Annotated in this window: 14 protein-coding genes, 2 tRNA genes and 1 pseudogene; 4 read left to right on the top strand and 13 right to left on the bottom strand. The window is 46.0% G+C overall.

Going from position 1 to position 19,974, the window contains the following annotated elements; translation table 11 throughout:
* Positions 1–251: 251 nt before the first annotated feature.
* Positions 252–428, bottom strand: a pseudogene (locus tag AB204_RS21215) (ABC transporter permease); the annotation flags it as partial.
* Positions 429–864: 436 nt separating this feature from the next.
* Here AB204_RS21215 and AB204_RS05455 point away from each other — a divergent pair.
* The 4 genes from AB204_RS05455 to AB204_RS23765 all read left to right on the top strand — a co-directional run bounded on the left by AB204_RS05455 (position 865) and on the right by AB204_RS23765 (position 6,686).
* Positions 865–3,873: an inverse autotransporter beta domain-containing protein gene (locus tag AB204_RS05455; protein WP_047962374.1), complete on the top strand. Its 3,009-nt coding sequence runs from the start codon at positions 865–867 to the stop codon at positions 3,871–3,873.
* Positions 3,874–4,033: 160 nt separating this feature from the next.
* Complete coding sequence (locus tag AB204_RS05460; protein WP_047962375.1) at positions 4,034–5,731, top strand: sensor histidine kinase; 1,698 nt, start codon at positions 4,034–4,036, stop codon at positions 5,729–5,731.
* A gap of 2 nt (positions 5,732–5,733) precedes the next feature.
* Positions 5,734–6,453: a two-component system response regulator BtsR gene (gene btsR / locus AB204_RS05465; RefSeq protein WP_047962376.1), complete on the top strand. Its 720-nt coding sequence runs from the start codon at positions 5,734–5,736 to the stop codon at positions 6,451–6,453.
* 101 nt (positions 6,454–6,554) lie between these two features.
* Positions 6,555–6,686, top strand: a complete 132-nt coding sequence (locus tag AB204_RS23765; protein ID WP_268802283.1) for a hypothetical protein — start codon at positions 6,555–6,557, stop codon at positions 6,684–6,686.
* Between the two features lie 126 nt (positions 6,687–6,812).
* Here AB204_RS23765 and AB204_RS05470 read toward each other — a convergent pair whose 3' ends face one another.
* From AB204_RS05470 to secG, 12 genes are all read right to left on the bottom strand, one after another.
* Complete coding sequence (locus tag AB204_RS05470) at positions 6,813–8,807, bottom strand: DEAD/DEAH family ATP-dependent RNA helicase (RefSeq protein WP_047962377.1); 1,995 nt, start codon at positions 8,805–8,807, stop codon at positions 6,813–6,815.
* Positions 8,808–8,977: 170 nt separating this feature from the next.
* A complete protein-coding gene (gene nlpI / locus AB204_RS05475) occupies positions 8,978–9,862 on the bottom strand; it encodes a lipoprotein NlpI (RefSeq protein WP_047962378.1) in 885 nt (294 codons plus the stop codon).
* A 187-nt stretch (positions 9,863–10,049) separates the two neighbouring features.
* Positions 10,050–12,188, bottom strand: a complete 2,139-nt coding sequence (gene pnp / locus AB204_RS05480) for a polyribonucleotide nucleotidyltransferase (RefSeq protein WP_047962379.1) — start codon at positions 12,186–12,188, stop codon at positions 10,050–10,052.
* Positions 12,189–12,423: 235 nt separating this feature from the next.
* Complete coding sequence (gene rpsO, locus AB204_RS05485) at positions 12,424–12,693, bottom strand: 30S ribosomal protein S15 (RefSeq protein ID WP_047962380.1); 270 nt, start codon at positions 12,691–12,693, stop codon at positions 12,424–12,426.
* Between the two features lie 175 nt (positions 12,694–12,868).
* The gene (gene truB, locus AB204_RS05490) at positions 12,869–13,816 is read right to left on the bottom strand and encodes a tRNA pseudouridine(55) synthase TruB (protein ID WP_047962381.1); all 948 of its coding nucleotides are present in this window, start codon (positions 13,814–13,816) and stop codon (positions 12,869–12,871) included.
* Complete coding sequence (gene rbfA / locus AB204_RS05495) at positions 13,816–14,226, bottom strand: 30S ribosome-binding factor RbfA (RefSeq protein WP_047962382.1); 411 nt, start codon at positions 14,224–14,226, stop codon at positions 13,816–13,818. The genes truB and rbfA overlap by 1 nt, the downstream gene beginning before the upstream one ends.
* Positions 14,227–14,301: 75 nt before the next feature.
* On the bottom strand, positions 14,302–17,073 hold the full coding sequence (infB, locus tag AB204_RS05500; protein WP_047962383.1) for a translation initiation factor IF-2: 2,772 nt from the start codon (positions 17,071–17,073) through the stop codon (positions 14,302–14,304).
* 25 nt (positions 17,074–17,098) lie between these two features.
* Entirely contained in the window at positions 17,099–18,607 is a 1,509-nt protein-coding gene (gene nusA / locus AB204_RS05505; protein WP_047962384.1) for a transcription termination factor NusA, read from the bottom strand.
* 21 nt (positions 18,608–18,628) lie between these two features.
* Positions 18,629–19,081, bottom strand: a complete 453-nt coding sequence (rimP, locus tag AB204_RS05510) for a ribosome maturation factor RimP (RefSeq protein WP_047962385.1) — start codon at positions 19,079–19,081, stop codon at positions 18,629–18,631.
* Between the two features lie 224 nt (positions 19,082–19,305).
* Positions 19,306–19,382 (bottom strand) — tRNA-Met (locus tag AB204_RS05520).
* A gap of 58 nt (positions 19,383–19,440) precedes the next feature.
* Positions 19,441–19,530, bottom strand: a tRNA-Leu gene (locus tag AB204_RS05525).
* Between the two features lie 87 nt (positions 19,531–19,617).
* Positions 19,618–19,956, bottom strand: coding sequence for a preprotein translocase subunit SecG (secG, locus tag AB204_RS05530; RefSeq protein WP_047962387.1), 339 nt, complete (start codon positions 19,954–19,956; stop codon positions 19,618–19,620).
* Positions 19,957–19,974: the final 18 nt, after the last annotated feature.

Genomic DNA, 19,974 nt, shown 5'->3' on the forward strand with positions numbered 1-19,974 from the left:
CATCAGGCTTGTGCTGTTCAGATATCAAGCTAACTAACTATATCGATAATATCGTGACTCTATTTAACAGGTTTATGATATTAACTAAATACATAAATAATGAGAATGTAAAAAAAAGAATTTCTATTATTCCCTTTCGTCATAAATGTAAACTTTAAATATCTATCTTTAATGAGCAGTCCGTAACCTAATTAACAGTTCGCGTAAATGTTTTCTGCTCAGGGATAAAAAAATCGCTTAACGCGCTGGGAAATATCCCGGAATACACTGTGCAATGGCAGTCCCATTTGGTTGACGCCTGCGATCGCTTTTGTGGCCCAAGTTGATGGCAAAGCCGATGAAACCACCCTTACCCAATCAGACATCGACTGAGGCGGCCAAATCGTTCCTGAAATATAGAAGATCGGCATAGTAATAAAGGTCAGTGTCCCACATGGAGATTAACGACCCGACCTGTCGCTTTAGAAGCAATGATGATCTCTGGCGCACAACTTTTCCCTGCAACAACAATGCCTGATCTCATCAAACCTATTTTTTTCCTATACTCTCTGTTTTTTAAAAACGATTAATCACAAAAGTTATATTGATCAATAATTGATTTTATGTTGGAATAAAAAACCTTATAAAGACAAAATCCCAGATCAATAGTCTACACGCTAACCACTCAACAGAGTTTGTTAACTATTTCGTGATATCTCAGATCAGGCAATTCCGTATTGTTATCTTACTATTTCGTCATGATTTGACGATTTCCCTCTGGGTACACGGTTTATGGTTGGTAGTAAATAGAACGTAATATTCTGAAATGGATAGGTTTACTGCTGGTTATCGCTCGATGTTTTTTATTTTTACAGGTTTACAGTTATGAAAAAAAAATTCGATAAGCCGCGGCTACAGAATCAGCAAAATAGGCTGAAACGTGTAGCATGGGTGAACATTATCACTCAATTTGTGTTTCCGGTTACTGGCGCATTTGCCCCCGCTATCGCTAGTGCCAAAACACAAGCGACTTTTCAAAATGAAAAATTAGCACGACCAACAGAGCCTTATATCCTGAAATCAGGGGAAACCGTCAATACCGTCGCCAAGCGCTACGGTTTAACCGTCACTGACCTGAAAAAAATTAATCAACTACGCACCTTCAGCAAACCTTTTATGACACTTGGTGCCGGCAGCGAAATTGATGTCCCTAAACCTCGAACCAATAAATTTCTGCCTTTCAACTATTCTTCGTTAGATCAATCTTCATTGAACAAAACTTCTGCTTCGGATGAAGAGTCACATCGTCTGGCTGAGGTTGCCTCTCAGGTTGGTCATCTATTAATCAATAACAACATTAAGAACGGAGCAATAAATCAATTAGGCAATCTGGTCACGAGTGAGGCTAATCAACAAATTAAAAATTGGTTAGCACATTACGGCACAGTTCGTGTGCAAACCAATGTGGATAGTCATGGAAGCCTGAATGGCAGCCAGTTAGATATGTTGTTGCCACTGCATGATACCCACAGCCGGCTGGATTTTACCCAGTTCGGTTTCCGCCGTATCGATAAACGCAATACTCTCAATATCGGGCTAGGAGAACGTCGTTTTTTTGATGGCTGGATGTTCGGCTACAATGCTTTCCTTGACCATGATTTCACCGGTGATAATACCCGATTTGGCCTCGGTGCCGAATATGCCCGTGATTATCTGAAATTGGGCGCAAACGGCTATCTCCGCTTAAGCAACTGGAAAGAATCACCTCTTCTGACTGACTATGATGAGCGACCAGCCAATGGATTCGATCTGAGAGTACAAGGCTATGCCCCCGCCTTACCACAACTCGGCGGTAAGTTAGTATATGAACAGTATTTCGGGAATGAAGTTAGCTTAATCAATAAAGATCACCGAAGCCAGAATCCTTCTATGTTTACGGTCGGAATTAATTATACTCCGGTTCCACTGCTGACTTTCGGCATTGAGCGCAAACAAGAGATGTCCGGTAACGGAGAAACACAGTTCAATATGGAATTGAATTATGTCATCGGCACTCCGTGGTCAGAACAGATTAATCCAGATGCCGTAGCATTCAAGCATTCTCTGCAAGGCAGTCGCTATGATTTGGTCGATCGTAATAATCAAATTGTTCTGGAATACCGCAAACGTGAAGTGATCTCTCTGGCAATGGAGAACCAGATTATCGGTCATGAGAATGAAACCAAACCTCTCCATATCAGCGTTAACAGCAAGTATGGATTTAAAGATATTCAATGGGAAGCCACGAGCCTATTTGTCAATGGCGGTAAAATCCAACATCAGGGCGGGACAAACTATCTGCTGACTCTGCCGAAATATCAACCACAGGGTAATAATATCTACACGGTAGGTGCCGTTGCTTATGATGAACAAGGCAATACGTCCAAACGAGTAGAAATGCAGGTGCAGGTACTCCCAGCAGAAATCAATGTCAATAGCTCTGCCTTTACAGCAAAAGATAAAGAGCTACTGGCGGATAATCGCGATACGACTCTTCTGACATTGACCCTGAAAGATAAAGATGGCAAGCCAGTCAAAGGGATTGCTTCCGAAATCAAATTAATCTCCAGTGGATTGAGTGGAGAAGGTCGCGATCCACAGATCGAAAAAATGCAAGAGACTCAGCCGGGCGTTTATAAATCCCATCTTACTGCGGGTGAAAAGATTGGGGTATTAAAAATTACGCCAGAAGTGAATGGGACTACCCTCAAACCTGTCGAAATCATGTTCGTACATCCAAGTACACCACTCGTCAAAAATTTAACCATCGTTGGCAAATTGGAGATGGGGCAAACCCTGAGTGCATCCTATACCTTTTACGCCAATGAAGGCGATACAACGGATAAATCCCGTTATGTATGGGGGAATAAAGACAATATTGATATTAGCAAAGGGCATACGATTACTGAGTCCGGCAAGCTCCCTAACTATACACTGACACAAGCAGATGCGGGGACAGTGAAAGCGATCGCGGTACAGGCACAAAACGCCCTTGGCCTTATCGGGAATACCCAAACTGTTGATACCAGCATGAGTACCGAACAAGGCAACCATACCCACGATGGAGGAAAAGGGGGAACTGTCAGGGGACTTGCCGATGATGTCATCATCACAACAAGTGCTGATAAGGCAAAGAAAGATGCCCCAATTACATTAAAGCTCAAAACCCTCTATCACGGGAAGCTGGTCAGAAATGTGGACGTCAGAATGAACGCTATTAAGTCTCTGAATCGCCAGAATGTTGCTGAAAAACCCACCCTATTATTCAATGGAAAAACAACTGAATATCAGGATTTCACTGATGAAAACGGTATGCTCAATATTACCGTGACCGATCCAAACGGGCTTGGTGTGAAGACGACATTCTCTGTCACTGCGGATGGTACTGCGCCGCCACAAACTAAGGATATGATCTTTACAGTTCCAACCAGCCCGGATGTTCCTGTCGCTAATTTTTGGGGGCATATGGCTGAAACCATGGTCGGTAAAAATGGCGAAGTCTTTAACCGGCCCAAGTTACAAGCAGAATTAAAAGCCTTAGGTATGGCAGGAATGACCACCTATGTTGAAAATGGTGAAATTTGGCCACGTCGTGTCTACAAAGGAGCAGAATGGTACTGTCGGAAAACACATGACACGCTGCCAACAGTAAATGAGCTGTGGGATCTGTACCTCGCCCATCCCGATAATACTATGCATGATGTATACGGCTGGCCACAAGATCGCTCCTATCGCTCTTCAAGCCCGGGGATAGACGAAAAAGGTAAAAATGCCCATTTTGCCGTGAATATCGACAAAGGGTTCGAACACGTTATTAATGAAATAGTCACCGACTACGTTATCTGCAAGGAATAATGCTATCAATCCGCCCCGATTGGGGCGGATAACCCTTTCCACACCAATTCCTTTCCTATAAATAGATTATCCTGCCAATGCCCTATTGACGGCGTTAAATTTAACCTTTGATAATGGCACATCAAATATATAGTCGTTATTAATCATACAATGAAAAGATATGTACGAATTTAACCTCGTGTTGTTATTACTCCAGCAGATGTGTATTTATCTGGTGATCGCCTGGCTGCTGAGTAAAACCCCCCTGTTTATTCCTCTACTGCAAGTTACCGTCCGTTTGCCACATAAGATGATGTGTTACGTTATCTTTTCCATCTTTTGCATTATGGGAACGTATTTTGGGTTGAATGTGAATGACTCGATTGCCAACACACGCGCGATTGGTGCTGTACTCGGCGGTTTTCTCGGTGGGCCAACCGTAGGGGCAATGGTCGGATTCACTGGCGGCTTACACCGTTATTCTCTCGGTGGAATGACTGCATTTAGTTGCATGGTATCCACCATTGTAGAAGGCGTACTTGGTGGCCTTGTCCATATTTACCTGATGAAACGGGGACAAATTAATAAGCTACTGAATCCGTGGACGGCGGCCGTTGTCACTTTCTTTGCTGAATGCACCCAAATGGGGATTATTCTGCTACTTGCTAATCCGTTCAATGAAGCATGGAATCTGGTGAAGGATATAGCAGCCCCGATGATTATCGCCAACAGTATTGGTGCAGCGATGTTTATCCGCATCTTATTGGACAGACGCGCCATTTTTGAAAAATATACCAGCGCCTTTTCTGCCCAGGCCTTGAAAATTGCTGTCTGTACAGAAGGGATTCTGCGTAAGGGATTCAATGAAGATAACAGTATGCGTGTAGCAAAAGTCATCTATCAGGAATTAGAAATTGGCGCAGTCGCTATCACTGACAGAGAAAAGTTACTGGCATTTATTGGTCTCGGTTCTGATCATCACCTGCCCGGTACGCCTATTGCTTCCGAACAGTCACGTCGCGCGATTGAAAATAATGAAGTCGTGTATGCCGATGGGAATGAAATCCCTTATTGTTGTTCCCTTAGTCCAATTTGTAAACTTGGCTCGACGCTGGTGATCCCTTTACGGGGAGAAAATCAGAAGGTGATCGGTACTATTAAACTTTACGAAGCCAAAAACCGTTTATTCAGCTCCATCAATCGTACCTTGGGTGAGGGAATTGCCAGTCTACTTTCAGCCCAGATTCTTGCCGGACAGTATGAGCGGAATAAGCAATCTTTACTGCAATCAGAAGTGAAGCTGCTTCACGCGCAAGTGAATCCTCACTTTTTATTCAATGCCCTAAATACACTACAAGCAGTTATCCGTCGAGATAGCCAACAAGCCAGCCAGCTTGTGCAGTATCTTTCGACATTCTTCCGCAAGAATTTGAAGCGGCCTGAAGAGATTGCCACGCTGGAAAATGAAATAGAACATGTGAATGCTTACTTACAAATTGAGAAAGCGCGCTTCCGTGAACGTCTTCAGATTGCCATAGAAATACCGGAATCCCTGCGCAATGCAAAACTACCTGCATTTTCCCTACAACCGATGGTAGAAAATGCCATTAAACATGGCACATCACAGTTACTTGATACAGGAAGAATTACGATTAGAGCGCACCAGGAAGCCAATTTGCTATTGGTGGAGATTGAAGATAATGCGGGACTTTATTGTCCAAAACAAATGGGAGACGGACTTGGAATGAGTCTGGTAGATAAACGTCTACAGCTCCGTTATGGTAAACCCTATGGCGTGAAAGTTGATTGCCAGCCCGAAGAATTTACCCGTGTCATTTTATGTTTACCATTGGAAAAAGAGGCGAAAAAAGCGGCGTAAATATGAATATATTGATTGTTGATGATGAACCTCTGGCTCGTGAGAATCTACGTTGTCTGTTGGAAGAGGAAACGGATATTCAAATCATCGGTGAGTGTGCCAACGCAGTGGAAGCGATTGGTGCCATTCATCGTCTGAAACCGGATGTGGTTTTCCTCGATATTCAAATGCCCCGCATTACCGGATTGGAAATGGTGGGAATGCTCGACCCTGATCATCGTCCTTATATTGTTTTTTTAACCGCGTTTGATGAATATGCGGTGCAAGCCTTTGAAGAGCATGCGTTCGATTATCTATTAAAGCCGCTGGAAAAAGAGCGTCTGAGCAAAACGTTGCAACGGCTGCGCTCTGGCTATCAAAAGCAAAATCTGGCGGATCTGCAACGCGAAGATGAGCAACTGAAATATATTCCTTGTACCGGATATAGCCGGATATGGCTGATGCCATTGGATGATGTTCTGTATGCCACTTCCCGCCTGAGTGGTGTGTATGTTATGAATGCCAATGGTCAGGAAGGTTTTACTGAGTTGACTCTGCGCACACTGGAAACCCGTACATCCCTGACCCGCTGTCATCGTCAGTATCTGGTTAATATGTCCCAATTGCGGGAAATTGTTTTTGGTGAAAATGGGCAGGCAGAATTGGTGTTAAGCAATGATGCATGTATTCCCGTCAGCCGTCGTTATCTGAAACCGCTAAAAGAAGAGCTGGGGTTAAATTAATCACTGTTTGAGGCATAATCTCGTCACCCTACAGGAAAAATAAACAAAGGAAATGATCTTGGCTGATTATAGGAGGGCTGAGTGCGGTAGAAGAGCGCATTTTGCAGGAAGTCGCTCATGCTGGTTTCAGAGGCAAACTAAGAAAAACCGTTATTCATCAAGGTGAGCGCTTACTTTCAGATATTGAAACCAAAGGCGAGTTGAATAAACGTATATCCAAAAAACCAACCTAAATTTCATATGATGTAAACGTAAAAAACCCTTTCTCCGTAAAGAGAAAGGGTCTTATTTAATACATCATTGCGATACTTTCAATGCAACAGCTAACCGCCAATCAAGTCAGGCGTTAACGTATTTGCTTATACGTTGCTAGTGCTGTTGCCACTGCTTTGACGACGACGTGGAGCACCGCCATTGAAATCATCGTTACTACGGCCACGGAAAGAGCCACGCTCACCACCGCCACGACGTTCGTTGTTAAAACGACGACCACCGTTACCGTTATTGCCAAAACCATCACGCTCACGACGTGGGCCATTGCCACCGTTGCCAGCGTTGCCAGCGTTGCCAGCGTTACCAGCGTTACCGCCATTACCATTACGGCCACCACCACGACGTTCACGGCGCTCAAATGGTTGTGCATCACCCATTAACTGCATGTTCATTGGTTTGTTCAGAATACGGGTACGCGTGAAGTGAGACAGCACCTCCCCTGGCATTCCTTTTGGCAGCTCAATCGTAGAGTGAGACGCAAACAGCTTGATATTACCGATATAACGGCTGCTGATATCACCTTCGTTCGCAATTGCACCTACAATGTGGCGAACTTCAACGCCATCATCACGGCCTACTTCAATGCGATACAGTTCCATGTCACCCACATCGCGACGCTCACGACGAGGACGATCACCTCTGTCACCACGGTCGCCACGATCACCACGGTCACCTCTGTCACCACGGTCGCCAAAAGCATTACCGTTACGGCGACGGTCATCACGATCGTTGAATTCACGGCGAGGACGACGTACTGGATCTGGTGGCAGAATCAGTGGGCGCTCGCCTTGTGCCATTTTCAGCAGGGCTGCGGCCAGTGTTTCCATGTCCAGCTCTTCACCAGTACCCAGTTTAGACAACAGAGCACGGTATTGATCCAGATCGCTGCTTTCCAGTTGCTGCTGAACATTAGCCGCGAATTTCTCCAGACGACGCTGGCTCAGAAGTTCTGCATTTGGCAGTTCAACTTCTGGGATCGTCAGTTTCATAGTGCGTTCAACGTTACGCAGCAGGCGGCGTTCACGGTTTTCAACAAACAACAGGGCACGACCCGCACGACCTGCACGACCAGTACGGCCGATACGGTGTACATAAGACTCTGCGTCCATTGGGATGTCGTAGTTCACAACCAAACTAATGCGCTCAACGTCCAAACCACGAGCTGCAACGTCAGTTGCAATCAGAATGTCCAAACGGCCATCTTTCAAGCGCTCAAGTGTCTGTTCACGCAAAGCCTGGTTCATATCACCATTCAGTGCCGCTGAGTTGTAGCCGTTACGCTCCAGAGTTTCTGCCACTTCCAGCGTTGCATTCTTGGTACGCACGAAAATAATCGCAGCATCAAAATCTTCTGCTTCGAGGAAACGTACCAGCGCTTCATTTTTACGCACTCCGTACACAGACCAGTAGCTCTGGCTGATGTCAGGACGGTTCGTAACACTGCTTTGAATACGAACTTCCTGTGGGTCATTCATGAAACGACGGGTAATGCGGCGAATCGCTTCAGGCATGGTTGCTGAGAACAGTGCAGTCTGATGTTCAGCAGGGATCTGGCTCATGATGTTTTCAACATCTTCGATAAAGCCCATACGCAACATTTCGTCGGCTTCATCCAATACCAGACCTTTCAGGTTGGACAGATCCAATGTTCCACGTTTCAGATGGTCCAGCAGACGGCCTGGTGTTCCCACAACAACTTGTGGTCCCTGACGCAGAGCACGTAATTGGACGTCATAGCGCTGCCCACCATAAAGTGCAACAACATTCACGTTACGCATGTGCTTGGAGAAATCTGAACATGCTTCGGCAACCTGTACCGCCAGTTCACGGGTTGGTGCTAACACAAGGATCTGTGGAGCTTTAAGTTCAGCATCAATGTTATGCAGTAAAGGTAAGCTGAATGCCGCAGTCTTACCACTACCAGTCTGTGCCATACCCAGCACGTCACTACCGTTCAGCAGGTGTGGAATACATTGTTGTTGAATAGGAGAAGGCTTCTCATAGCCCAAGTCTTCCAGTGCAGAAAGAATAGGTGCTGATAATCCTAAATCAGCAAAAGAGATTTCAGTCTCAGTGGTCATGTAATGGTGCCTCATTAATCGTGGCGGCCAGTCTACATAACACAGTGAAAAGAATTTCTGTCATTTTCATTTAAAATGTGAACTGGCTCAAATTATGTTATTAAACGAACAAACAAGCCCCCACCTCGCAAGATGTGGACTTAAAAATCTGTCGTGAAAATGTTCGTCAGCTATTGTTGGTTCGATTCCGATAAATCATCTTGTCTTTGGCCTAGTAGCGCCAATTCCAACAATGCGTAGCGGTGCTCAACAAAGTTATGAACATTGTTAGCTACCGTCAGCTTGAATAACGCAGCTGCGCTATCCTCATCCCCCAGACTTAGGTAATGTTTACCTAAATAGAAGTCAGTTTCACTGAGATGCTCAGCGAGCGAAGTGTTATCCGCTGAATTCTGTTGTAAACGCTCCATCAATATTTTCTCACTGATTTTGCCTAAATAGAATTCAACGATATTCCAGCCCCATAGCCCCCGGTTCGCTTTGTCAAAATGGTGCGACAAATTAGTCATTGCAACCTTAGGATCGATTTTCACTTCCACAAGGTACAACCACAACGAACGGAAGGGATCATTTGGATCGTCTTGATAAAACGCCTGCAGATCATCCTGCGCCAATCGATAACGGCCACCGTAATACAGTGCAATGCCGCGATTCATTCGCGCGTAATTGTAAGTTGGATCAAGCTCTAAAACAGAATCAAACGCTTCATAGGCAGAATCAAAATTACCTGCCTGCGTAAAATAAATTCCTAGATAATTAAAAATCTCAGGAATATCAGGACGGAGAGACAAAGCCACTGAAAAATCATTCTGCGCCAGTGCCCTCAGCCCGAGGCTATCATACAGCACACCTCTTTCATATAAAAGCTGTGCATACTCATCTTCCGTAAGTGACCGACTCGCAAGTATTTGCTCCATGCGAGCCAGAATAACCTCTTGTTGCAATGTCGGTTGTAATGGAATAGCAATAACTTCATTTTTACGCCATCCAGTGCTGCCACATCCCACAAGGAGAAAAATAGCCGCAACATACCACCAGCGCAGAAAAGAATTCATTTCCCACTCCCGAAGTCAGACATTAATCAGAATGCCCAGTTACTCCACCCACATTGTATATTTCAGGCATCCTGCCCAAAACTGACTTTTCCCTTCAACTTCGAACTATAGCGTTATTGACTGCAATTCAAAATAAATTAGGGATAAACGGCGCCCTTTTTACAGGACGCCGCGCTTTACGTCAAATTTATTCTACAGATGACTCCGGTGCCTGTGACACTTCATCGGTAGTAACTACGGCTTCTTTCATGCTCAGGCGGATACGACCCTGACGATCAATTTCCAATACCTTAACCGGAACTTCCTGACCTAATTGCAGATAATCAGTGACTTTCTCTACACGTTTGTCTGCGATTTGAGAAATGTGTACCAGCCCTTCTTTACCACCGCCGATAGCAACAAATGCTCCGAAATCAACAATACGGGTTACTTTACCGGTATAGATACGGCCCACTTCAACTTCAGCAGTGATTTCTTCGATACGACTAATAGCGTGACGCGCTTTATCACCATCAGTTGCCGCAATCTTCACCGTACCATCATCTTCAATTTCAATGGTGGTGCCGGTTTCTTCTGTCAATGCACGGATCACAGAACCGCCTTTACCAATCACGTCTTTGATCTTGTCTGGATTGATCTTGATGGTATGAATACGTGGTGCAAATTCAGAGATATCGTTGCGTGGGCTTTCGATTGCCTGCTCCATCACGTTAAGGATGTGCAAACGAGCACCTTTGGCCTGATTCAGGGCAACCTGCATGATTTCACGGTTGATGCCTTCAATTTTGATGTCCATCTGCAATGCGCTGATACCATCGCGGCTACCCGCAACTTTAAAGTCCATGTCGCCCAGATGATCTTCGTCACCCAGAATGTCAGACAGAACAATAAAGTTTTCCCCTTCTTTCACCAGACCCATTGCGATACCAGCAACGGCGGCCTTAATTGGCACACCAGCATCCATCAGCGCCAGTGACGCACCACAAACGGAAGCCATCGAAGAGGAACCGTTGGATTCAGTGATTTCAGACACAACGCGAACTGTATACGGGAATTCGGCAGGGCTTGGCATGACAGCCAATACACCACGTTTCGCCAGACGTCCGTGACCAATCTCACGACGTTTTGGTGAACCAACCATGCCGGTTTCACCCACAGAGTATGGAGGGAAGTTATAGTGGAACAGGAAGCGGTCTGTATACTCACCCATCAGCTCATCGATAACTTGCGCATCACGCTCTGTACCCAGAGTTGCCGCAACCAGCGCCTGTGTTTCACCACGGGTGAACAGAGACGAACCATGAGTACGTGGCAATACACCAGTGCGAACATCCAGAGCACGAACCATGTCTTTTTCACGACCATCAATACGAGGTTCACCACGCAGAACACGGCCACGAACAACATTTTTCTCCAGACCGGACAGCACATCAAGCACTTCGCTTTCATCCAGCTCAACGCCTTTTTCCGCTGATTCTGCCAAGACGATCGCAGAAACTTCTTCTTTGATGCTATCAACCTGAGCGTAACGTTCCTGCTTCTCAATAATACGGTAAGCATCGCCCAGACGGGTTTCAGCCAGTTCAGCAACACGGTCATGCAGAGGCTGGTTGATAGGCTCCGGAGCCCAATCCCATTTTTCTTTGCCTGCTTCAGCAACCAGTGCATTGATATTCTCAATAGCGATCTGTTGCTGCTCGTGACCAAACACAACCGCACCCAACATTTGCTCTTCAGTCAGCAGATCCGCTTCGGATTCTACCATCAATACCGCACCTTCAGTACCTGCAACCACCAGATCCAGACGGCTGTTTTTCAGTTCATCTCTGGTTGGGTTCAGTACGTACTGATCGTTGATGTAACCAACGCGAGCAGCACCGATTGGGCCATTGAATGGAATACCAGACAGCGCCAGTGCAGCAGATGCACCGATCATGGCAACGATATCAGGGTTAACCTGAGGGTTAACAGAAACTACTGTCGCGATGATTTGAACTTCGTTCAGGAAACCTTCTGGGAACAGAGGGCGTAAAGGACGGTCAATCAGACGGGCTACGAGGGTTTCACCTTCTCCCGGACGACCTTCACGACGGAAGAAACTTCCCGGAATACGGCCTGCGGCGTAAGTACGCTCTTGATAGTTAACAGTCAGGGGGAAGAAATCCTGGCCTGTTTTTACTTTTTTCTGACCAACAACGGTAACGAATACCGCCGTGTCATCCATATTTACCATAACGGCTGCTGTCGCCTGACGAGCCATCATGCCGGTTTCGATGGTCACAGTGTGCTGACCATACTGGAATTTACGAACAATCGGATTCAGCAAAATAATTTTCCTTTGTTAGTGTTGCCGACTTTTAAGATTCAGCAACAATGGATTTTCTCTTCTTGCTACACCCTCACGACTAATGACAGTGCTTACTCCCTTAAGGACTCTCATTAGCCGCGCGAGTCACTGTAGCGGAAGAGATTCAAATTTCAGAAACGGTATAACGTCTCTCAATTCCGTTTCCTAGAAGAAAAGGGGCCCGATTAGGCCCCTTTCCATCGAAACTCATCGATTAGCGACGCAGTCCCAGACGCTCAATCAGAGCGGTATAGCGTGCCACATCTTTACCCTTCAGGTAGTTCAGTTGCTTACGACGCTGTGCAACCTTTCTCAGCAGACCACGACGGCTGTGGTGATCTTTTTTGTGCTCTGAAAAGTGGCCTTGCAGTTGGTTGATGTCAGCTGTCAGCAGTGCGATCTGAACTTCGCTGGAACCACTGTCGTTAGCGCCACGGCCAAACTCAGCAATAATCTGCGCTTTTGCAGTAGTACTTAGAGACATAGTATAACTCCAAATATGTAGTTTAAAATGACAAGTGCCGATCTCTAATTCAGCAACTCATATATAGACGCGGTATTCTACGCTGCAAATAGGTGAAGCGCAAGACAGCACAATCGGTGCCCTTCATTGCATCTACACAATTTGTCTGCTTTGAATTCCTTATCAGTTACTATCATTATTCGATTTCAGTTTCAACAACCAGACGGCGGGGAGCTACCAGCCCATCATCGTCAATCACCGCAATACCGATGAATTTATTTTCATCTCCTTCGGTGACCCGCACCCATTCACCCGAAGCCAAGTTGTGACTGCTTCGAACTGGCTGCCCTTGTTTAAAATAAGACGCAACCACAGATGCCAAGTGAATCACAGGGAAATGAGCAACAGCGGTATCCATTGGCAATAGCAATGGATCAAGCAGTGTTCCCGCTTCAATTTCCTGATCTTCAGCCTGTTGTTTTAATTCATATAACTGTTCCAGCGTTACCATCCTTTGATTGGGATAATCGGCAACCTGTAAACGGCGCAAATAAATAACATGAGCGCCACAGCCCAAAAGTTCACCCAAATCATCAATGATGGTACGGATGTAAGTCCCCTTGGAACAGTGTATTTCCAATTCCAGTTCATTCCCTTCCCAGCGAATGAATTGCAATTCATAAACAGTGATAGGACGCGCTTCCCGCTCAATTTCAATACCCTGACGAGCATATTCGTACAGGGGTTTTCCTTGATGTTTCAATGCAGAGTACATGGAAGGGACCTGCATGGTATCACCACGGAATGTATCCAATGCATCATCAAGCTGGGATTGGGTTATTTGAACTTCACGTTCACGAATGATGGTTCCATGTGAATCTGAAGTATCTGTACGTTGCCCCAAACGGGCTATCACCCGATAGCGTTTGTCAGAATCCAGCAGAAATTGGGAAAATTTAGTCGCTTCACCAAGGCAAATCGGCAACATGCCTGTCGCCAGTGGGTCCAGCGCACCAGTATGGCCCGCCTTGCTGGCATTGAAGATCCGCCTTACTTTCTGTAACGCATCATTGGAGGAGATATCCTGCGGCTTATCCAGCAACAGTACACCGTGTATCGCACGGCCTCTACGACGGCGACCCATCACTTTTCCTCGTTGTGATCCGTAGATGTACGGCGCTGCTCATCATTTTTCACGACGTTGCTGACCAAGTTTGACATACGCATCCCTTCCACCAGAGAAGAGTCATAAGAAAACGTCAGTTCAGGAATGACACGCAGACGCATCGCTTTACCCAGCAGGGAACGAATAAAACCAGAGGCTTCATTCAATGCTTTGATACCTTCTTTAACCATTTCTGAATCATGTCCTTCCACCAGGACATTCAAAAAGGTCACAAATACTTTGGCATAGGCCAGATCGCGGGAAACCTCAACACCAGAGACTGTCGCCATGCCGATACGCGGATCTTTAACTTCACGCTGTAAAATGATGGCAATCTCTTTTTGCATTTCTTGTGCAACGCGCTGAGTACGACTGAATTCTCTTGCCATTGTTATATCTCCTGACATTTTGGGGGGCATTAAGCCCCCCAAGAATGGAATAAATCTATTGGATAGATAATGGTATTAATCGATGGAGCGTTTAATTTCAATCACTTCAAAGACTTCAATCATATCGCCAACGCGAACATCATTGTAGTTCTTCACACCGATACCACATTCCATACCATTACGGACTTCGTTAACATCATCCTTGAAGCGACGCAAGGATTCCAGCTCGCCTTCGTAAATGACCACGTTATCACGCAGAACACGGATTGGGTTATTACGCTTGATGGAACCTTCTGTCACCATACAACCAGCGACAGCACCAAATTTCGGTGACTTAAATACGTCACGGACTTCGGCCAGTCCCATGATTTGCTGTTTGTATTCTGGTGCCAGCATACCGCTCATAGCCTGTTTGATTTCATCAATCAGGTTATAGATAACGGAGTAGTAACGCAGATCCAGACTTTCGTTTTCGATGACACGACGTGCAGATGCATCAGCACGAACGTTGAAGCCCAGAATAATAGCGCTGGATGCTGCTGCCAACGTTGCATCAGTTTCGGTGATACCACCTACGCCTGAACCGATGATTTTCACTTTTACTTCATCAGTAGACAGTTTCAGCAATGAATCACAAATTGCTTCACATGTACCTTGAACGTCAGTTTTCAGAACGATGTTCAGTTCAGATACTTTACCTTCTTCCATGTTAGCAAAAATGTTTTCCAGCTTAGCTTTGTGCTGACGAGCCAGCTTCACTTCACGGAATTTACCCTGACGGTACAGAGCCACTTCACGCGCTTTCTTCTCGTCACGAACAACTGTCGCTTCATCACCCGCAGATGGAACATTGGACAGACCCAAGATTTCCACTGGGATAGACGGGCCAGCAGAAGTCACTTCACGACCAAGTTCGTTACGCATCGCACGGATACGGCCATATTCGAAGCCACACAGAACGATGTCGCCTTTATTCAGAGTACCAGTCTGAACCAGAATGGTCGCAACTGGGCCACGGCCTTTATCCAAGAAGGATTCAATGACCACACCATTTGCCATGCCAGTGCGTACAGCGTTCAGTTCAAGAACTTCAGACTGAAGCAGGATTGCTTCCAGTAATTCATCAATACCAATACCTGCTTTAGCAGACACATTGATGAACTGGTTTTCACCGCCCCACTCTTCTGAAATGATGCCGTATTGTGACAATTCATTCTTCACACGATCTGGATCAGCTTCTGGTTTATCGATCTTGTTCACCGCAACGACAACAGGTACGTTTGCTGCCTTAGCATGCTGGATAGCTTCGACAGTCTGAGGCATTACGCCGTCATCCGCAGCCACAACCAGAACAACGATATCCGTTGCTTTCGCACCACGTGCACGCATGGAAGTAAACGCAGCATGGCCTGGGGTATCCAAGAAGGTGATCATGCCTTTTTCAGTTTTCACATGATATGCACCAATATGCTGAGTAATGCCGCCCGCTTCACCGGAAGCCACTTTAGTGGAACGGATATAATCCAGCAGGGAGGTTTTACCGTGGTCAACGTGACCCATGATGGTTACAACTGGTGCGCGAGATTCTGCCAGCGTTTCACCCGTATCACGATCACTCATCAGCGCTTCTTCCAGTTCGTTTTCACGACGCAGGATAACTTTGTGCCCCATTTCTTCGGCAACCATTTGTGCTGTTTCTTGATCGATGACTTGGTTGATAGTCACCACTGCTCCCATGTTCATCATAGTTTTGATGACTTGGGCGCCTTTGACTGCCATTTTGTTAGCCAGTTCAGCGACGGTAATGGTTTCACCAATCACAACATCACGGTTAACCGCTACAACAGGTTTAGTGAAGCTCTGCTGTAAAGTGCTCGGCTTGCGATGTTTGCCTTTGGTACGGCCTGCGCGCGCTTCTTCACGATCAGCTTTAGATTCAGAATGCTTGTTATTCTTCTTCTGACGGGTAGCTTTGCCACCACGGGTGCGGGAACGACGATCGCCTTCAACTTTGGCATCATTTTCATCTTCCGCATCGCGGGCATGACGGGAAGTCGTTACATGGTAGTCAGTACTTTCATTGGTATCAGAATTATCAGACCATTTGTCTTTGTTTTCTTCTGCCATTTTACGCGCTTCTTCTGCAACACGTTTCGCTTCCTCTTCCACCTTACGGCGCATTTCTTCTTCAGCTTTACGTTTTAAATTTGCAGCTTCAGCTTCGCGACGCGCTTTTTCATTTTGTTGCGCGGCAGACCCAGTCTGAACTGATTTTTGTTTGGTTTCGGTATGTTGCTTAGTCACTTTTTCTTTTTCCGCCGCCTCACGCTGAGAGGGTTTTGCCTCTTCACGTTTGGCTTTTTCTTCTGCTTCACGTCGAGCGCTCTCTTCTGCTTCACGTTTGGCTATTTCTTCAGCTTCACGTTTAGCTTGCTCTGCCGCGAGTTTTTTCGCTTCAGCTTCAAGCCGCGCCTTCTCTTCTACCTCGCGCCGAGCCTGCTCTTCCGCTTCACGCTGCGACTGTTCTTCCGCTTTAGCTTGTTCAACAGCGTCGCGGTTTACATATGTGCGTTTTTTGCGGACTTCAATCGCTACCGATTTACTTTTGCCACCGGTGCCAGGAACGTTTAGTGTACTGCGCGTTTTACGCTGTAGTGTTAATTTACCTGGCTGGCCGCCAGAACCACCTTGTTCGCGGTTCAAGTGAGCCAGCAAAGCTTCTTTTTCTTTCTGGGAAACAGAGTCAGTTGCGGTTTTCTGAATGCCAGCATCAGTGAACTGCTGGATTAGACGTTCTACCGATGTCTGGATCTCTTCTGCCAGTAATTTTACGGTTACCTCTGTCATTCTGTTCCTTCCTGCTACAGTTTATTTATGCATCATCGCCAAACCAACAGATATTTCGGGCTGCCATAATGAGTTCTCCTGCTTTCTCATCATTCAGTCCTTCGATATCAGATAAGTCGTCGATACCCTGCTCGGCAAGATCTTCCAGAGTACAGATGCCACGGGCAGCCAGGTCAAACGCCAAAGTACGCTCCATGCCGGGCAGATTCAATAAATCTTCGGCAGGCTGCTGATCACTAAGACTCTCTTTCTGAGCCAGTTCCAGCGTTGTCAAGGCCGCTTTTGCGCGCTCACGAAGAACTTCAACAGTTTCTTCATCAAGACCCTCTACTGCCAGAAGTTCATTGATTGGCACGTAAGCCAGTTCTTCCAGTGTAGAGAAACCTTCCTCGACCAATACGGTGGCGAAATCTTCATCAATGTCGAGATGCTTAGTAAATGTATCAATAGAAGCATGAGCTTCTGCCTGATGTTTTGCTTGCAGCTCTTCCGCAGTCATGACATTCAGTTCCCACTTGTCATCACCACGATGTTTTTTCAACAGCTGTGCTGCCAGACGAACGTTTTGACCATTACGGCCAATCGCCTGAGCAAGATTACTGTTTTCTACGGCAACATCCATCGTGCAGTTGTCTTCGTCGACCACAATAGATGCAACATCCGCCGGAGCCATTGCATTAATGACAAACTGTGCAGGGTTATCGTCCCACAACACGATGTCAATTCTTTCACCGCCCAGCTCGCTGGAAACAGCTTGTACCCTTGCACCACGCATACCTACGCAAGCGCCAACCGGATCAATACGCTTGTCGTTGGTTTTCACTGCAATCTTCGCACGGGAACCAGGATCACGGGCAGCCGCTTTGATCTCAATGATCTCTTCACCAATTTCAGGCACTTCGATGCGGAACAGTTCAACCAGCATCTCAGGACGAGAGCGGGTAATGAAAAGCTGTGCACCACGAGCTTCAGGACGAACATCATACAGGACGCCGCGCACGCGGTCACCTGGACGGAAGTTTTCCCGTGGTAACATGTCTTCACGTAAAATGACCGCTTCAGCATTATTACCTAAATCCAAGGTAATATTTTCGCGGTTCACTTTTTTGACCTGACCGGTCACGATTTCGCCCTGTTGTTCACGGAATTGGTCAACAACCATAGCGCGTTCGGCTTCACGTACTTTCTGTACGATAACCTGTTTTGCCGTCTGGGTCGTAATACGGTCAAAAGTTACTGATTCAATTTGATCTTCAATATAACCACCCAATTCAATCTCTGGGCTATCATATTTTGCTGCTTCCAACGTAATTTCACGTGTTGGCTGTGTGACTTCTTCTACAGCCAACCAACGACGGAAAGTATCAAAATCACCGGATTTACGATCGATGCAAACACGAACGTCAATTTCCTGCTCATACTTTTTCTTGGTGGCTGTCGCCAGTGCAATCTCTAATGCTTCGAAGATTTTTTCACGAGGGAGAGATTTTTCATTAGAAACCGCTTCCACAACAGCCAGAATTTCTTTATTCATCCTAGTTGCCTCATCCGAACTTTAAAAGTGGGGTACCAGGTTCGCTTTCTGGATGTTGCTCAGTGCGAACACTTCGTCTTTTCCATCCACCGTAACCGTTATCATTTCACCATCAACAGCCTTGATGATACCTTGCCATTTGCGACGGTTCTGCATTGCCATGCGCAACAATAAACTGGCTTCTTCACCCATAAAACGCTGGTAGTGTTCAGCCTTAAACAGTGGACGCTCAAGCCCTGGTGAAGATATTTCCAGGTTATAAAGCACTGAAATCGGATCTTCAACATCAAGCACTGCACTGACCTGGTGGCTAACATCAGCACAATTATCAACAGTGATACCCTCTTCACTATCGATATAGACCCGCAGCGTTGACACGCGCGCGCGAATAAACTCCAGGCCAACTAATTCAAAACCCAAAGCTTCAACTGGTGCTGAAATCATCTCTGTTAATTTTTGCTCTAATGTGGACAAGCCCACCCCCAAGACATAAAAAAAGGGCTATATTAGCCCAGTAGTTCTGCTGTCAAATAACAAAAAACCCCGATACTCGGGGCTTTATGTAACTGGACCCTGTTTACTGCCAGTGGTCTCAACCAACTTCTCTCTATATCTTTCAAAGCAACCTTGCAAATTAGGATCGATATCTTAACGGCTGCTGGGTGACGACTCTGGAAAAGATACAGGTTGTTAAGAAGTGGTTGCGGGAGCCGGATTTGAACCGACGACCTTCGGGTTATGAGCCCGACGAGCTACCATGCTGCTCCATCCCGCGTTCGAAAACGTGGCAAATCTTACGCTGATAATACTAAAAACGCAAGTTTCTAGATTAATGGTGCCGAGGACGGGACTTGAACCCGTACGCCCGTTGTTTAGGCACTACCACCTCAAGGTAGCGTGTATACCAATTTCACCACCTCGGCACTGATTTTTTAGGACTGTTATTTTTAATGGTTAGTTACATTAACTATTTAAAACCAACAACCCTATTTCAATTCTGTTACTGAAAGTTACTGCGGGATATCACTATTTGGTTTTGCTGGCGCTACTGGAACTTCTGCTTGTTTTTCAACATTTACAGGTTCAGCAAGGTTATCCCATTTACTGCTTGCCCCAGTTTTATTGCTAGTCATGTTACCAAGAATCAGACTGATAACAATAAACAACGTTGCTAAGATAGCCGTCATGCGGGTCATAAAGTTGCCAGAACCCGATGAGCCAAATAATGTGTTAGATGCACCCGCACCGAAAGAAGCACCCATATCAGCACCTTTACCCTGCTGTAGCAGAACCAGAGCAATTAGCCCGATACCAACCAGCAAGAATATACCTAAAAGAGCTTCATACATATGTTGTACCCGTTTCCT

It is taken from the genome of Xenorhabdus khoisanae (genome assembly GCF_001037465.1).
Taxonomy (GTDB): domain Bacteria; phylum Pseudomonadota; class Gammaproteobacteria; order Enterobacterales; family Enterobacteriaceae; genus Xenorhabdus; species Xenorhabdus khoisanae.

Excerpts from the sequence above, each read along its gene's own strand:
- AB204_RS05455 (WP_047962374.1), top strand. The coding sequence starts at position 865 with ATGAAAAAAAAATTCGATAAGCCGCGGCTACAGAATCAGCAAAATAGG.
- AB204_RS05460 (WP_047962375.1), top strand. The coding sequence starts at position 4,034 with ATGTACGAATTTAACCTCGTGTTGTTATTACTCCAGCAGATGTGTATT.
- btsR (WP_047962376.1), top strand. The coding sequence starts at position 5,734 with ATGAATATATTGATTGTTGATGATGAACCTCTGGCTCGTGAGAATCTA.
- AB204_RS05470 (WP_047962377.1), bottom strand. The coding sequence starts at position 8,807 with ATGACCACTGAGACTGAAATCTCTTTTGCTGATTTAGGATTATCAGCA.
- nlpI (WP_047962378.1), bottom strand. The coding sequence starts at position 9,862 with ATGAATTCTTTTCTGCGCTGGTGGTATGTTGCGGCTATTTTTCTCCTT.
- rpsO (WP_047962380.1), bottom strand. The coding sequence starts at position 12,693 with ATGTCTCTAAGTACTACTGCAAAAGCGCAGATTATTGCTGAGTTTGGC.
- truB (WP_047962381.1), bottom strand. The coding sequence starts at position 13,816 with ATGGGTCGCCGTCGTAGAGGCCGTGCGATACACGGTGTACTGTTGCTG.
- rbfA (WP_047962382.1), bottom strand. The coding sequence starts at position 14,226 with ATGGCAAGAGAATTCAGTCGTACTCAGCGCGTTGCACAAGAAATGCAA.
- infB (WP_047962383.1), bottom strand. The coding sequence starts at position 17,073 with ATGACAGAGGTAACCGTAAAATTACTGGCAGAAGAGATCCAGACATCG.
- nusA (WP_047962384.1), bottom strand. The coding sequence starts at position 18,607 with ATGAATAAAGAAATTCTGGCTGTTGTGGAAGCGGTTTCTAATGAAAAA.
- secG (WP_047962387.1), bottom strand. The coding sequence starts at position 19,956 with ATGTATGAAGCTCTTTTAGGTATATTCTTGCTGGTTGGTATCGGGCTA.